The sequence below is a fragment of the Pedobacter aquatilis genome (assembly GCF_032678425.1).
Lineage (GTDB): Bacteria > Bacteroidota > Bacteroidia > Sphingobacteriales > Sphingobacteriaceae > Pedobacter > Pedobacter aquatilis_B.
The window spans coordinates 64,524-79,532 of sequence record NZ_JAVTSG010000006.1; the positions used below are offsets into that span (position 1 = coordinate 64,524).

Genomic DNA, 15,009 nt, shown 5'->3' on the forward strand with positions numbered 1-15,009 from the left:
TTACTCAATGATCAATTATACAATTTATCAATTAAGCAATTAAACAATCATATCTATTCATAAAAATAAACTCTTTTCACGCGCTGTGAGATATTGGTTAAAATTTCATAAGGGATGGTATTTATGTCTTCTGCGAGCTGCATAATGGTGTGCTCCTTATTAAAAACTATCGCTTCATCGCCAGCCTTTACGTCCAAGCTTGTAACATCAAGCATTGTCATATCCATACAAATTGAGCCAATTGTGGGCACGATTTTTCCGTTGATAAGCATTTTACCTACACCGTTACCAAAAGCACGGTTGTATCCATCGGCATAACCAATTTTTACGGTGGCAATTTTACCTCCGTTTGGCATTACGCCTCGCCTACTGTAACCAACTGTTTCGCCTGCCGCTAATGTTTTTATCTGCGTTACGGTAGTTCGAAGTACCATTACCGTTTGTAAACCTTTATTATTTTGCAGTCCTCCATCAAAACCATACAAACCAATACCTAAGCGTACCATATCCATTTGCGCATCGGGCCATCTGCTAATTCCCGAAGTATTTGCAATATGCAGCAATGGTTTGTAGCCCAAAATATTCACTAATTCTGCAGAGGTAATTTTAAATTTATCTATCTGCTGCTGGGTAAAACCATCGTGTTCTGCTTCGCCGCTAGCCACTAAATGAGAAAATATACTCTCCACTTTAACCCGTTGATTATCCTTTAACAAAGTTGATATCGCTTCAATTTCTGTGGTATCAAATCCCAAGCGATGCATTCCACTATCAATTTTAATGTGGATTGGATAATTGAAATCGTAATCGGAAAGCGCATTTAAAAAGCTTTTAAAGATTTCGAGACTATAAATTTCGGGCTCGAGCTTATGCTTTATAATGGCTTCAAAAGCGGAAACTTCAGGGCTCATAACCATTATTGGCAAAGTTATTCCGGCCTTGCGCAAGGCGATGCCTTCATCCGCGTAAGCAACAGCCAAATAATCAACTTTATGAAACTGAAGTAAATTGGCTATCTCAAAACTTCCACTACCATAAGAAAACGCCTTAACCATTGCCATGATTTTTATGCCTGGCTTAATTTTAGAACGATAAAACTGAAGATTTCCAACCATCGCGTTTAAATCAATTTCCAAAACCGTATCGTGAATTTTCTGCGTAAGCAATTTACTAATCCGTCCAAATTCAAAACGCCTTGCACCCTTTACCAAGATGGTTTCATGGCTAAAAAGCAAGCCCGGAAAAGCATCAAAAAAAGCATTAGTGTCTTCAAAAAACTGGGTTTCGAACTTATATAGTGATTTATATTTTACAATTTGGGTACCAATACCTATTACTCTAGTAACCTTTTTTTGCGTTAATAGATCAGCAATTTCGGTGTATAAATCCAGCTCATCTTTCCCGGTTTCAAATAAATCAGAAAGAATTACCGTTTTTTTCTCGTGCTGATTTTGTTGGTTTAGAAAATCGAGTGCTATGGCCAGAGAAGAAATATCTGCACTGTAAGAATCATCAATTATAGAGCATTGATTAATTCCATTCTTAAGCTCCAAACGCATGCTTACATGACTGAGTTTTTCCAGTCGTGAATCAGCTTCGGCAGGAGTATAACCCATTGCAAGCATCGTTGCCCAACAAATCATACCATTTTCTATTGAAGCCTTATCTTTAAAAGGAAGCAGACATTCAATTTCTCTATCTTGGAAAATTGCCCGTAAATAGCAGTTATTTTCAATAGGTTCAACTGCGATAATCCTCAAATCTGCTGCTTGATTGGTGCTCCAGCTAAATTTGATTTTGCCTGGCAAATCTTTAAAATTAACTTCATTTACATAATCTGGAGAATAAATAAGCAATTCAGCAGCGGCAAACAGCTTTAACTTTTCGGTTAATTTATCTCTCTTTGAGGCAAATCCTTCAGCATGTGCCTCACCAATGTTGGTTAAAATACCGATTTGAGGTTGGATAATTTCGGCAATGCTTTCCATTTCGTGTTCCGCTGAAATACCAGCTTCAAAAATGCCTAAAGTATTTTCGTTATCGATTTGCCAAACAGAAAGCGGCACACCAATTTGCGAATTGTAACTTTTAGGACTTCGGACAATGTTAAAATCAATAGCAAGAAGCTGATAAAGCCATTCTTTGACAATTGTTTTCCCATTGCTTCCGGTAATACCAATTGTTTTTAAATTAAATTGTTGGCGATGAAACTGTGCGAGTTTCTGCAAAGCAATTAAAGTATTATCAACAATGAGAAAATTACAATCGGGATATTTAGAAACATACTTTTCATCAGATATAACAAAATTTCTGATTTCCTTCGAGTAGGCATCTTCAATAAATTCATGTCCATCACGATGTGATGCCAAAGCAAAAAACACAGAATTTTCTGGTACTAAAACCGAACGACTATCTATAATTAGGTAATGAATAAAGTTCTGGTCATCAACTAATTTAGCATCAGCATCTATAATTTCGGCAATTTTTGAAATGGTATATATCGGACTTAACATTCTTTTTAGTTTCAGAAAAATACGGTAATGGTTTTTATTTTTACGAATTTCAGTAATTAATTATGAAAAGTAGTAACCAGGAACCAAGAATATTAGATAAAAAGCAAGCTTTGGCTAAAGCCGAAAATTTTTGCGTTTATCAGGAACGTTCGCAAAAGGAAGTTCGCTATAAATTGGTAGAATGGGGAATTAGAGGCGATGAACTTGAAGAAATCTTATCAGAACTAATCGTTAATAATTTTTTGAACGAAGAGCGCTTTGCGAAACATTACGCATCGGGAAAATTTAATATAAAAAAGTGGGGGCGCATTAAAATAAAGCAAGGTCTGAAGTTAAAAGGTGTGCCTGATAAAATTTTGCAAAAGGCTTTGTACAGTTTGGATGATGATGATTATATGCAAACGCTGGAAAATTTAGCCATAAAAAAAGCAGAAACTATCCATGAATCTAACCCATTAAAAAGAAAAATTAAGCTTATGACCTATCTTCAAGGAAGAGGATTTGAAAATGATTTAATTTTACTAGCACTGAAAGCCAGCAATTTAAACTAAATATTAAATTTTTAATAAAAAATCTCTTGACAGAAATATAAATCTCTCTATATTTGCATCACCAAAACGAAACAGCATATCGGTTTTGTTCATGCGAAAGTAGCTCAGTTGGTAGAGCACGACCTTGCCAAGGTCGGGGTCGCGAGTTCGAATCTCGTCTTTCGCTCCAAATGCCTTCCTACCAGAGGGCATTTATTTTAAAAGATTAATCGTTCCGACTTGTCGGAATTGACTAATGCTCGGGTGGTGGAACTGGTAGACACGCAGGACTTAAAATCCTGTGCTTTCAAAGGCGTGCGGGTTCGATTCCCGCCCCGAGTACTTCAAAAAAATCGAAATTAAAAACCTTCCAAATCGGAAGGTTTTTTTTTGCCTTGAAATTCATGATACACGTTCTAAATACTTTATTTATATAAATTCATTAGGAGTATTATATTTCTAATCAATTTAATTCACATACTTTAAAACTCAGAGAAACGATGATGTTACTGTTTACTTTCGTTTCGTAATTTATCGCGATGCATTGTACCCCATTCGGATAATGACTGAAGTACATTGCCTAGTGTGTCGGCATAGGCCGTTAATTGGTATTCTATTACAACTGGTTTTTGATTATGAATCACTCTGCTTACAAAACCGTTTAATTCCAAATCTTTCAATTCGCCAGATAAAACACGGGCAGAGATACCTTCAACCGTTCGCTGTATTTCATTAAAACGCTTGTCACCATCTCGAAGCGCTACAATTAACCTCAGCTTCCACTTACCTCCTATTACATATAGTGCATCACCAATTGAACTTAACCTTTGTGTACAATCTGCTGATGTGTGTTTATTTGAGCCTGCCATTTTTTTAACTAATCTTTAGTTTCCTACTAACTATTTATTAGCAAATTTATGTTTTAGATTGATGCTCCAAAAAAGAATTTCAAAATATTTTAAATATTTATTTTAATACAAAAATTATATTTCTATATTTGCAACCCCAAAGGGAATACAGCGATTGTATTAATTATGCGAAAGTAGCTCAGTTGGTAGAGCACGACCTTGCCAAGGTCGGGGTCGCGAGTTCGAATCTCGTCTTTCGCTCTAAATATTTTCCTTACCAGAAAGTATTTATTTAAAACATTAATCATTCCGAATTATCGGGATTGACTAATGCTCGGGTGGTGGAACTGGTAGACACGCAGGACTTAAAATCCTGTGCTTTCAAAGGCGTGCGGGTTCGATTCCCGCCCCGAGTACTTCAAAAAAAATCGAACAGAAACCTTCCAATACGGAAGGTTTTATTGTTTAAAGAGGTTCTATACTTTTAGTGTGAGTTGACTTCGACTGGTAATTAAGTTTTACTATTAACTATTTATCTCCAGCTTATATCCTTTTCCCCTTACGACAACTATGTTGATATTAGGAATGGGCTGTAATTTTTTTCTAAGTTTTGAGATAAACATATCCAGGCTTCGCCCTACAATAACGCCTTCATCTTCCCATATTTCTTTTTGCAACCTGCTTCGTTCTATTATATCGTTAGGGTAAGATGCGAAAATGTGCAATATCCGGGTTTCCGTTCCGGTCAATTCCATTGTTTCTTCATTAATAATAATTTTCCGGTTCTTTACATCAAATAGTGCTGAACCCAAGGATAAGAAATCCCTTTCCAGACTATCGTTTACCACAGGTTGTGTCTTTACAGACTTCAAGAAGAAAAAACCAACAAGTGCTAAGAAAGGCAAGCCGCCCAAGAGCAATTCAATCTTTACTTTGTTTACGGTGGTTGGTTTAAATTTGATGATGACCAAATAAAGTGCTTCGGGTTGCTTTCTTCCCCTGCAGGCTACAATATCATTTTTTTCATTTTTGGAGATTGCAAATCCGTAGACTACGCCGGGTTTTCCGCTATTCAGCACTGTCACTACGTAATCAGCCGCAAGTGGATCTTTAGCCAAAAGGCGTTGCGAAATCTTTACTAAAGAATCTGCCTGAAAAGTAAAGGCACTTTCGAAACTGATTTGATATTCATTTTCAGCAATCTTTTTTACCGGAAGTACCCTTGATGTACTATCGCCAGCTTGTAAAAGTAATTCATGCCCAATTCTGCGAAGTATTATTTCTCTTCTTGCGAGCGTAAAATCATCTCCAGCATTAATATTGAAAGCTACGCAGATTACCGAAATAAACAGCAGCAGCATTACTCCGTAAAGGTATTTAGCTTTGGTTAGGTAGAAATTTTGACGGTCACGCATTATGTCAAGTTTTTATTTACAAAGTTTACAATATTATTTACAATTTAAGTTGCTCTAGTTTAAATATTTAGAGGCAATTTTGTTGAGTAAACTTAAAAGGGTATAAACCATTTATTAAACCTACAAAAAATATGAGAAAACTTGTTTATGCGCTTATCTTATCGCTGATTGTGGTAAGCGGATTAGTATTTGCTAATCGTAGAATTAAAGATGAAAGTCCAGAAAAATCATCGTCAAAACCCATCTCAGACGCTGAAAGAAAGGCGGCATTAAAAATTTGGGAAACCAGCCCTGACGGCATCAGGTTCAAAATCTGGGAGGCATCTCCTAAAGGAAAAAAGGTATATGTAAGTGCCGCAAAAATAAGGAAGAATATAAAAGATTACTCTAATATGGAGGCTACTATAACCTCTCTTTCTCTCCCAACCGGCTCATTATTGGGTTTCGGAGTTATGGTTAAGATTAATGATGAGGATTATATCCTGAGTTTTGGAGCAAATAAACCTGATGAATTTCAAAAATTGCGTAGTCTAAAAGTTAACGATAAAATTACCATTAAAAGCCGTGGCGTATCATATGCGCCAAAGTATTCATATCCAATCCTATCGGGTGACTTTGTTGAGAAAAACAATATGCTAATCTATAAGCGTGTTGCTAGTAAAGGTGGTTGCTAAGCAATATAAATTTTAACAGAAATCTAAGCCATCAGCAATGATGGCTTTTTTTATTAAGTTCACTCTTTATATAACGTTATTATTACGCAGATTAAATCTTTGTTAAAACACTTTTCGCTGACAAACAATCCTTTTTATTTACCGTTATTTCATCAATTATTAAAATTATTCCATTATGATATTAAAAGATAAAGTAGCCGTTGTTTCTGGCGCAGGTTCAGGTATTGGTCGTGCAATTGCATTAACCTATGCAAAAGAAGGCGCTAAAGTTGTAGTTGCCGATATTAATGAAAAACATGCTGAAGAAACAGTTAAATTAATTACAGAAGAAGGTGGAACAGCTTTCTTTGTTAAAGCAGATTCATCGAAAGCAGAAGATAACAAAAATTTGGTAGAAGCAGTGGTTGAAAAATACGGTCGTTTGGATATTGCTTGCAACAATGCGGGTATGGGCGGACCGGCAAAATCAACAGGTGATTACGAGCCAGAAGAATGGGATCGCGTTATTGCATTAAATTTAAATGGCGTTTTTTATGCTTGTAAATATCAATTAAACCAGATGGAAAAGAACGGTGGTGGCTCCATAATTAATATTGCTTCCATTCACGGGCAAGTTGCAGCACCAAATAGCCCTGCTTATACTGCTTCCAAACATGGTGTAGTTGGTTTAACAAAAAACATTGCCGCAGAGTACGCTACAAAAAATATACGCTGTAATGCTGTTGGACCAGGTTATATTGATACCCCTCTCCTTTCTGCCAATCTAGATAAAGCAACACAGAATGCAATCGCCGCTAAAAGTCCGGCCAATAGATTAGGTACACCACAGGAAATTGGAGATTTAGTAGCCTTTCTAAGTTCAGACAAGTCATCATTTACTACTGGAAGCTATATCATTGCAGATGGTGGTTATACTGCGATTTAAAAAGTAATCCTATTTGAAAAGCTCTGGATGTAAATTTCCAGAGCTTTTTTTGTTAGCCGCTATTTACATTACTGATTTCATCTGACCTCAAAAAAATTAAAAATTAGCAGATACAAACAAATATTCCTGCAACCTGTTATATTCGTGCAAACAAGAAGCTGAATCATCCCTTAATGAATCAATTAAATTCTCCACTTTTTAAAGCAATTTTTAATAATGCTATCCCTAGAATAATACTTGCAGCTGATGCTCCTGATTTTTCTATTCTAGATTATAACGAAGAATTTAAAAAAGCTACTTACACGGCAACCAGAGATATAAAAGGCCTCACACTTATTGAGGCATTTCCCCTTGATGAGGATAACCAAGACAGCAGAACTTTATTAAATGGATTAATTTCGGCTATCGAAACCAAGCAAACCGTTAATCTTCCTTCATTTCAATATGATATACCTTCGGCAGATTTAAACTCGACAGAATTGAGTTGGTGGCAATCGGAAATTGTACCTGTTTTTGAAGATGATGAAGTGAAATACTTAATCGTTTCAACACATAATGTTACCGATAAAATTTTAGGCGTAAATGCGCTGGAAGAATCGAAAGAACGCGAAAGTAAGTTAAGCAGAGCACTTGCAGATACCCATGAAGAACTAGCCGCATCGAACGAAGAACTTCAGGCTAATCTGGAGGATTTACTCAGCACAAACGAAGAGCTAACTTCATCAAGAAAAGAACTACAAACCTTAAATGATGAGTTGGAAGAGCGAATTGGAAGGCGAACAGCCGACCTTCAATCGAGCCGTTTGCTATTACAAAACATTATTCAAACTACAAATATTGCCATGACCTTGCTAAAAGGTAGGGATTTAATTATCGAGCAACCGAATCCGCCGATGATTAACATTTGGCAGCGAAAACCTGAAAATGTTATCGGCAAAAAGATAACGGATGTTTTCCCTGAACTGGAGCAACAGCGTTTTCCTAAACTACTGGCAGAAGTGTTTGATACGGGAAAAAGGATTGCCATGCCTGAGGTTCCGGTTGATATATCTTATGAAGATGGAAGGCTAGAATTAATTTACGTTAATTTCTCTTACGATCCGATTTTTGATAAAGATGGTAATGTAGAATATATTTTGGCTACGGTTAACGACATTACCGATATTGTTCAAAGCAGAAAAAACTTAGAGGAAAGTGAAGCTGAACTGCAATCAACAACCGAAGAACTTGCAGCATCTAACGAAGAACTGACGGCAACAAATGAAGAATTAGCCGCTACCAATGAGGAACTTCAAGAAGCACAAGAAACTTTATTTTTAAAGAATGAAGAACTATCAGAAACTGAAGAAAGTTTACGTTTAGCCTTAGCTTCGGGCAATTTAGGCATTTACAGTATCGAACCGGAGACCGGAAAATTTGATATTTCTGCAAAAGCCAGAGAATTTTACGGATTACCCGAAAAAGGAAGAATTACCTGGGCAGATGTAACTAATACAGTTGTTCCGGAATATTTATCGGTAATAGAAAAAGCCCGTGAGAATGCTATAGCAAATAAACAACCCTTTGATGTTCAATACCCTATTCTACAAAGTATAACAAATACTATAAAATGGGTTCGGGTTGTAGGTAAGAGCATCCCTCAAACTAATAATAAACCAGCCCGTTTTTTAGGCGTAATTTTAGATATCACACCTGAAATTGAATATCGCCATACCTTAGAGGAGAGCGAATCCAGGTTTAGAAACATGGCTGAAGCAACTGATGTTTTTATTGCCGTAGGCGATGATACCAGTAATGCAACCTATTTTAATTCTTCGTGGAGCAGACTGACTGGGCGAAGCATGGAAGATTTGCTTGAGTTTGGATGGGTAGATTTGGTTCATCCGGAGGATAGAGATAGATACCTTGCCATTTATCTTGAAGCATTCAAAAACGCAGCGCCTTTTACTGGTGAGTTTAGAATTTTAGACAAGGATGGAAATTATAGTTGGCTATTGGCGAAAGGCAGTCCGCGATTTAATAAAAACGGAGAATTTGCCGGCTATATAAGTTCTAGCGTAGATATTTCCGAATTGAAGAAAGATGAAATCAGGAAAAATGATTTTATCGGTATGGTTAGCCACGAACTTAAAACGCCTTTGACTGCAATTAGTGGTTTTGTTCAGGTTTTAGAATCGAGAGCAAAGAAAAATGACGATGCTTATGCTTTAACTGCGTTAACCAGGGCTTACAACCAGGTTAAAAAGATGACGGTTATGATTAACGGCTTCCTGAATGTTTCTCGTTTGGAATCGGGTAAACTTTTAATTGTTAAAAGCGAATTCCAACTGGATGAACTTTTGAAAGAATTGGTGGAAGAAAGCGACCTAATTCAATTTTCACATAAAATTAACTTATCCGTTTCGGAGCCTATAACCGTTAATGCAGATAGAGATAAAATTGGTAGTGTAATTGCGAACCTTTTGAGCAATGCAGTGAAATATTCTCCATCGGGAACTGATGTTGATGTGAGGTGTGAAATTTTGGATGATAATGCCTTGGTTAGTATTACTGATGATGGCATTGGCATTGAAAAGGAAGACATCGATAAACTTTTTAACCGATATTACAGGGTTGGAACACACCATACTATTTCGGGTTTTGGAATCGGCTTATACCTCAGTTCGGAAATTATTGAGCGCCATAGTGGTAAAATTGGCGTGAGAAGTGAAATCGGAAAAGGCTCTACCTTCTATTTTGAAATTCCCTTAAATCAAATTAGTTAATTCTCGATTGCCCTAAATTTGTCTGGTTTAACCTTTTTCAAATTTCAAATCTTAGTATAACTTTATACCATAAATAATTTACTTATATGGAAAAGATAACTGTAGAAACCCTGGTTAATGCACCAGTTGATAAAGTTTGGACTTATTGGAGCGAACCTGAACGCATTAAAGAATGGACATTTGCTTCCAGCGATTGGCATGCACCTTACGCGGAAAACGATTTAAAAACTGACGGAAAATTTAAAACTACAATGGCTGCGAAAGACGGCAGCTTCAGTTTTGATTTTGAAGGCATTTATACAAATGTTGAAAAGCATAAGAAAATTGAATATGCCCTGGGCGATGGAAGAACAGTTCAAATAACTTTTGAAGCCATTGATGATACAACCAAAATCGTTGAAACATTCGATCCTGAAACACAAAATTCTATCGAAATGCAACGCGGTGGATGGCAATCTATTTTAGATAATTTTAAAAAATATACCGAAGAAATTTAATCTACATCGAGTTAAAAGATTCTTTTTGAAGCATTAAGAATCTTTTAACTCGAAATCTAAAGCCTGTTTAAGTAACAATTCGATTATTATTCGATTTTAATGAGATTTGGCTACTCTTAAATACTTGAAAATTGCTTTCATAATTTACATTTGTGTGTAAATTATACACTATGCCTCGTATATCTCTTTTATATCTATCATTATTTTCGTTTTTTTTAGGAGTTGTTAAAGCAGATGCTCAAATCCTTACGCTAAAAGAGGCGATAAATACAGCCTTAACGAATTATGGAACCATCAAGGCTAAAAATAATTATGCTGATGCTTCGAAATCAACCATCCAACAAGCTAAAAGAGAATACTTACCAAATTTAACTTTACTTGCGCAGCAAGATTACGGAACTGTAAACGGACAGAATGGTCCATTATACGGTTTAGGTTTAGGTACAGCGTCTTCTGGACCTGCTTTGGAGCGCCAAAACTGGAATGCGGCCTTTGGTTCTCTTTACCTCGCAAATGTAAATTGGGATTTTTTCACCTTTGGTAGAATTAAACAGAGAATTGCTGTTGCAGATGCAGCTTATCAACGCGACAAAAATGATTTGGAACAGGAAAAATTTCAGCACGAAATCAGGGTAACCGCTGCATATCTTAATCTGTTGGCGGCACAACGCTTAACAAAATCTCAAGAGAAAAATTTATCGAGGGCAGTCACCTTTAAAAATACGGCTGCCATTCGGGCAAAAAATGGATTAATTGCCGGAGTGGATTCGTCATTTGCAAAGGCAGAAGTATCTAACGCTAAGATAGCCTTAACCAAAGCTAAAGATGTTGAGCAGGAACAAGCCAATCGTTTAGGTGTTTTATTGGGTATAACTGCTATTAACTTTACATTAGATACCGCTGCAATAACCCGAATTCCAGCAAATATGTTAGCCGATACGTTAAAGGATAATCACCCGATATTAAGATTTTACCAAAATAGAATTGAGGTTAGCCAACAACAAGTAAATTATTTTAAACGATTGTATTATCCAACATTTTCATTTTTTGGGGTGATGCAAGGCAGAGGTTCGGGTTTTAGCTCAAACTATCTTTTAGACCAAACTGCATTTAGCAGAAGTTATGTTGATGGCATTAACCCAACAAGAGCAAATTATTTATTCGGTATTGGCGTAACCTGGAATTTAAGCACCTTATTAAAAAACCGACCACAAGTTAAGGCGCAACAATTCACAACTCAAGGGCTTCAAAATGAATACGAACTTATTGACCAACAACTACATGCACAATTAACTTTAGCTGAGGCGAAGCTAAAAAATGCATTAGACAATTATAACGAAGCGCCTGTTCAAGTCAAGGCTGCATCTGATGCTTATCTACAGCGAAGCGTATTGTACAAAAATGGCTTAACCACAATTGTTGATTTAACACAAGCGCTATTTACCTTAAACAGAGCTGAAACTGACCGCGACATTGCTTATACGAATGTTTGGCAGGCTTTACTTTTAAAATCTGCTGCGCTTGGCAATTATGAGTTATTCCTAAATGAATTTTAACCAGACAAATAAATGAATTTAATCCGTTTCGCATTAAGAAAACCCATTTCGATACTCGTTCTAGTCGCTGGTTTATTCTTTTTTGGTATTGGTGCAATTAATCAAATTAAGGTAGATATTCTGCCCCAAATGAACTTGCCCGTAATTTACATTGCGCATCCCTTTGGTGGTTACACGCCAAACCAAATGGAAGCTTATTTTGGAAAGCAGTATGTTAACATTTTACTATTCGCAAATGGTATAAAAAGCATCGAAACTAAGAATACCCAAGGTTTAATGCTGATGAAATTAACCTATTACGAAGGCACAAATATGGCACAGGCCGCAGCCGAATTAAGTGCGCTCTCTACCCGGGCGCAGGCCATATTTCCACCTGGCTCTCAACCACCGTTTGTAATCAGGTTCGATGCATCTTCTCTTCCCGTTGGTCAACTTGTATTAAGCAGCCCAAAGCGTTCAAATAACGAGTTGCAGGATTTGGCAAATACGTATGTTCGTCCGAGTTTTTCTGCTATTCCGGGTTTGCTTTCCCCTGCCCCGTTTGGTGGTAGTCCGAGAACCATCGAAATAAATGTGAACCCATCCTTATTACGTTCGCATAACTTAACTGTTGATCAGGTTGTAGAAGCCATTCGATTAAACAATCAAACGGCCCCATCTGGGAATATCAGAATTGGCGACAAAAACTACATCACCCCTACAAATTATACCATTAAAAAAGTTAAAGATTTTGAAAGCATTCCATTATTTAAAGGCAGTGTTCAAAATTTGCAATTACGTGATGTTGCTACTATAAAAGATGGTGCCGATTTAGTTGCAGGTTACGCCTTAATTAATGGAAAACGCTCTGTTTATTTAAGTATCGCTAAATCTGGTGATGCATCAACCTGGGATGTGGTGAAAAACCTAAAGAAAAACCTACCCAATATACAGAGTTCACTGCCCGAAGATGTTCAGCTTTCTTACGAATTTGACCAATCTGTTTACGTTATCAATGCAGTAAAAAGTTTAATCAGCGAGGGTGCTATTGGTGCAATTTTAACCGGATTAATGGTTTTACTTTTCCTTGGAGATAAAAGAGCAGCTTTAATTGTAATCTTAACCATTCCAACATCAATCATTGCGGGGGTTTTATTCTTAAAATTGTTTGGTCAAACCATAAACATTATGACTTTAAGCGGTTTGGCTTTAGCAATAGGTATTTTGGTTGATGAATCTACAGTTACAATAGAAAATATCCACCAGCATTTTGATATGGGTAAACCGAAAGCACTTGCCATTTGGGATGCCTGTAAGGAAATCGCTTTCCCGAAACTGCTTATTTTATTCTGTATTTTAGCGGTTTTTGCACCGGCATTTACCATGACCGGAATACCTGGAGCACTGTTTCTGCCTTTGGCTTTGGCCATTGGTTTTTCAATGGTTGTGTCGTTTTTACTGTCGCAAACCTTTGTTCCGATAATGGCGAACTGGTTAATGGTTGCACACCCGGCGAAAGGTGCTACACATCATCCTGGAATTACGCAGGATGAAGCTGACTTTATAGAATCTGGAATACCAGTTGAATCTGAGAAGAACACGTTAAATCAGCAGAAAATAACTCATAAAGATAAAGCCACCAAAATCAGTTTTTTTGATAGATTCAGAAATCGATTTATGCGATTTTTAGATAGAATATTGCCTTATCGGAAATCGGTTGTTTTAGTTTATTTGGTATTGATTATCGGCTCTGCCGCATTATTACTAGCCAATATTGGTCGCGATGTATTGCCTCGTGTAAACTCGAGCCAATTTCAATTAAGGCTACGAGCGGCCGATGGTACACGCTTAGAACGCACAGAAGAAAAGGCCAATATCGTTTTAGCTGAATTGAAAAAAATGGTTGGAGAAGAACACGTTGGTATTTCATCGGTTTATGTTGGACAACACCCGGCTCAATTCTCAGTAAATCCAATTTATTTGTTCATGACTGGTCCGCATGAGGCCGTTTTTCAGGTAAACTTAAAAGATTTTGAAGAAGACATGGATGATTTTAAAGATGATTTCCGTGCAAAAATTAAAACTGTTTTACCAGATGTTAAGCTATCCTTTGAGCCAATTGAGCTAACAGATAAAGTTTTAAGTCAGGGTTCGCCAACGCCAATAGAAGTTCGCATCACCGGAAAAAATAAAAAACTAAATGAAAAGTATGCAAATAAAATACTAGCCGAATTAAAGGAAATTCCTTACATGAGGGATGTTCAAATTGCACAACCGATAAAGTATCCTTCATTAAATATTGATATTGATAGAACCAGAGCCGCACAGATTGGTGTAGATATGGCCGATATTTCCAGGTCGCTAATCGCATCAACCTCTTCATCCCGTTATACGGATAAAAACATTTGGCTTGATGAAAAGGCGTCGCTTCCTTACAGTGTTCAGGTTCAAGTGCCTTTAAACCAAATGAATGACAAGGATGATATCGGTGAAATTCCTTTATTAAAAAATGCGGCCAGACCTGTTTTAAGCGATGTTGCAAAAATCACACCTGATACTACTTATGGAGAGAACGACAATGTTGGTGCAATGCCTTTCTTATCGGTTACTGCAAATCTGTACCAAACCGATTTAGGAACAGCATCAAAAGATGTAGAGTTAGCCATTAAAGATTTAGGAGATTTGCCTCGGGGATTAAATGTTGCAACAATAGGTTTAAGCAAAGTATTAACCGAAACTTTAGATAGTTTACAATCGGGCTTGTTGGTTGCAATTGTGGTTATCTTTTTGATGCTTGCTGCCAACTTTCAGTCATTTAAAGTTCCTTTGGTTATTTTGGCAACCGTACCTGCGGTAATTTTGGGTTCGCTCCTATTGCTAACCATTACCGGTTCAACATTGAACCTACAATCTTACATGGGTATAATTATGTCGGTTGGGGTTTCCATTGCAAATGCGGTATTGCTGATTACCAATGCTGAAGAATTGCGAAAGCAGAATGGAAACGCAATGCATTCGGCCAGAGAAGCTGCTGCTTTAAGGTTACGCCCAATTATTATGACCAGTATTGCCATGATTGCAGGTATGCTGCCAATGGCTATCGGGCATGGAGAAGGTGGCGGCGCAGTTTCTCCACTAGGCAGGGCGGTAATTGGAGGTTTATTGGCTTCTACCTTTGCTGTATTAATTGTATTACCGCTTGTTTTTGCTTGGGTTCAAGGTAAAGAAACCACAGATTCCATTTCTTTAGACCCTGAGGATGAAGAAAGTACGCATTACATCAAAAGTTTAAAAGAAAACGCATAAC

Annotated in this window: 10 protein-coding genes and 4 tRNA genes; 11 read left to right on the forward strand and 3 right to left on the reverse strand. The window is 37.0% G+C overall.

Annotated elements, in window-relative coordinates:
• Positions 1–53: 53 nt before the first annotated feature.
• Positions 54–2,513 carry a bifunctional UDP-N-acetylmuramoyl-tripeptide:D-alanyl-D-alanine ligase/alanine racemase gene (locus R2Q16_RS17015; protein WP_316738877.1) on the reverse strand — a complete coding sequence of 820 codons (2,460 nt, stop codon included), beginning with the start codon at positions 2,511–2,513 and terminating at the stop codon, positions 54–56.
• Between the two features lie 62 nt (positions 2,514–2,575).
• Between R2Q16_RS17015 and R2Q16_RS17020 the strand changes: the two genes are divergently transcribed.
• The 3 genes from R2Q16_RS17020 to R2Q16_RS17030 all read left to right on the forward strand — a co-directional run bounded on the left by R2Q16_RS17020 (position 2,576) and on the right by R2Q16_RS17030 (position 3,385).
• Positions 2,576–3,064, forward strand: a complete 489-nt coding sequence (locus R2Q16_RS17020) for a regulatory protein RecX (protein ID WP_316738878.1) — start codon at positions 2,576–2,578, stop codon at positions 3,062–3,064.
• 93 nt (positions 3,065–3,157) lie between these two features.
• Positions 3,158–3,233 (forward strand) — tRNA-Gly (locus R2Q16_RS17025).
• A 68-nt stretch (positions 3,234–3,301) separates the two neighbouring features.
• A tRNA-Leu gene (locus R2Q16_RS17030) sits at positions 3,302–3,385 on the forward strand.
• Positions 3,386–3,549: 164 nt separating this feature from the next.
• Here the strand turns inward: R2Q16_RS17030 and R2Q16_RS17035 are convergent.
• The gene (locus R2Q16_RS17035; protein WP_316738879.1) at positions 3,550–3,912 is read right to left on the reverse strand and encodes a helix-turn-helix domain-containing protein; all 363 of its coding nucleotides are present in this window, start codon (positions 3,910–3,912) and stop codon (positions 3,550–3,552) included.
• Positions 3,913–4,079: 167 nt separating this feature from the next.
• Here R2Q16_RS17035 and R2Q16_RS17040 point away from each other — a divergent pair.
• Together R2Q16_RS17040 and R2Q16_RS17045 are read left to right on the forward strand one after the other, a co-directional pair.
• A tRNA-Gly gene (locus R2Q16_RS17040) sits at positions 4,080–4,152 on the forward strand.
• A 71-nt stretch (positions 4,153–4,223) separates the two neighbouring features.
• Positions 4,224–4,307: transfer RNA gene (locus R2Q16_RS17045), tRNA-Leu, on the forward strand.
• Between the two features lie 108 nt (positions 4,308–4,415).
• Here R2Q16_RS17045 and R2Q16_RS17050 read toward each other — a convergent pair.
• Positions 4,416–5,306 (reverse strand): winged helix family transcriptional regulator, encoded by an 891-nt coding sequence (locus tag R2Q16_RS17050; protein WP_316738880.1) that lies wholly within the window; start codon positions 5,304–5,306, stop codon positions 4,416–4,418.
• Positions 5,307–5,437: 131 nt separating this feature from the next.
• On the opposite strand from R2Q16_RS17050, the gene R2Q16_RS17055 reads away from it, so the two are divergent.
• The 6 genes from R2Q16_RS17055 to R2Q16_RS17080 all read left to right on the forward strand — a co-directional run bounded on the left by R2Q16_RS17055 (position 5,438) and on the right by R2Q16_RS17080 (position 15,008).
• A complete protein-coding gene (locus tag R2Q16_RS17055; protein ID WP_316738881.1) occupies positions 5,438–5,980 on the forward strand; it encodes a hypothetical protein in 543 nt (180 codons plus the stop codon).
• 172 nt (positions 5,981–6,152) lie between these two features.
• Complete coding sequence (locus tag R2Q16_RS17060) at positions 6,153–6,905, forward strand: SDR family NAD(P)-dependent oxidoreductase (protein WP_410478172.1); 753 nt, start codon at positions 6,153–6,155, stop codon at positions 6,903–6,905.
• A gap of 173 nt (positions 6,906–7,078) precedes the next feature.
• A complete protein-coding gene (locus R2Q16_RS17065; RefSeq protein ID WP_316738883.1) occupies positions 7,079–9,670 on the forward strand; it encodes a PAS domain S-box protein in 2,592 nt (863 codons plus the stop codon).
• An 86-nt stretch (positions 9,671–9,756) separates the two neighbouring features.
• A complete protein-coding gene (locus tag R2Q16_RS17070; RefSeq protein WP_316738884.1) occupies positions 9,757–10,167 on the forward strand; it encodes an SRPBCC family protein in 411 nt (136 codons plus the stop codon).
• A gap of 170 nt (positions 10,168–10,337) precedes the next feature.
• The gene (locus R2Q16_RS17075) at positions 10,338–11,723 is read left to right on the forward strand and encodes a TolC family protein (RefSeq protein WP_316738885.1); all 1,386 of its coding nucleotides are present in this window, start codon (positions 10,338–10,340) and stop codon (positions 11,721–11,723) included.
• A gap of 12 nt (positions 11,724–11,735) precedes the next feature.
• On the forward strand, positions 11,736–15,008 hold the full coding sequence (locus tag R2Q16_RS17080) for an efflux RND transporter permease subunit (protein WP_316738886.1): 3,273 nt from the start codon (positions 11,736–11,738) through the stop codon (positions 15,006–15,008).
• Position 15,009: the final 1 nt, after the last annotated feature.

What these genes read in the sequence shown, in the direction of transcription:
- R2Q16_RS17075 (WP_316738885.1), top strand. Translation starts at nt 10,338, where the DNA reads ATGCCTCGTATATCTCTTTTATATCTATCATTATTTTCGTTTTTTTTA.
- R2Q16_RS17015 (WP_316738877.1), bottom strand. Translation starts at nt 2,513, where the DNA reads ATGTTAAGTCCGATATATACCATTTCAAAAATTGCCGAAATTATAGAT.
- R2Q16_RS17080 (WP_316738886.1), top strand. Translation starts at nt 11,736, where the DNA reads ATGAATTTAATCCGTTTCGCATTAAGAAAACCCATTTCGATACTCGTT.
- R2Q16_RS17065 (WP_316738883.1), top strand. Translation starts at nt 7,079, where the DNA reads ATGAATCAATTAAATTCTCCACTTTTTAAAGCAATTTTTAATAATGCT.
- R2Q16_RS17055 (WP_316738881.1), top strand. Translation starts at nt 5,438, where the DNA reads ATGAGAAAACTTGTTTATGCGCTTATCTTATCGCTGATTGTGGTAAGC.
- R2Q16_RS17050 (WP_316738880.1), bottom strand. Translation starts at nt 5,306, where the DNA reads ATGCGTGACCGTCAAAATTTCTACCTAACCAAAGCTAAATACCTTTAC.
- R2Q16_RS17070 (WP_316738884.1), top strand. Translation starts at nt 9,757, where the DNA reads ATGGAAAAGATAACTGTAGAAACCCTGGTTAATGCACCAGTTGATAAA.
- R2Q16_RS17035 (WP_316738879.1), bottom strand. Translation starts at nt 3,912, where the DNA reads ATGGCAGGCTCAAATAAACACACATCAGCAGATTGTACACAAAGGTTA.
- R2Q16_RS17020 (WP_316738878.1), top strand. Translation starts at nt 2,576, where the DNA reads ATGAAAAGTAGTAACCAGGAACCAAGAATATTAGATAAAAAGCAAGCT.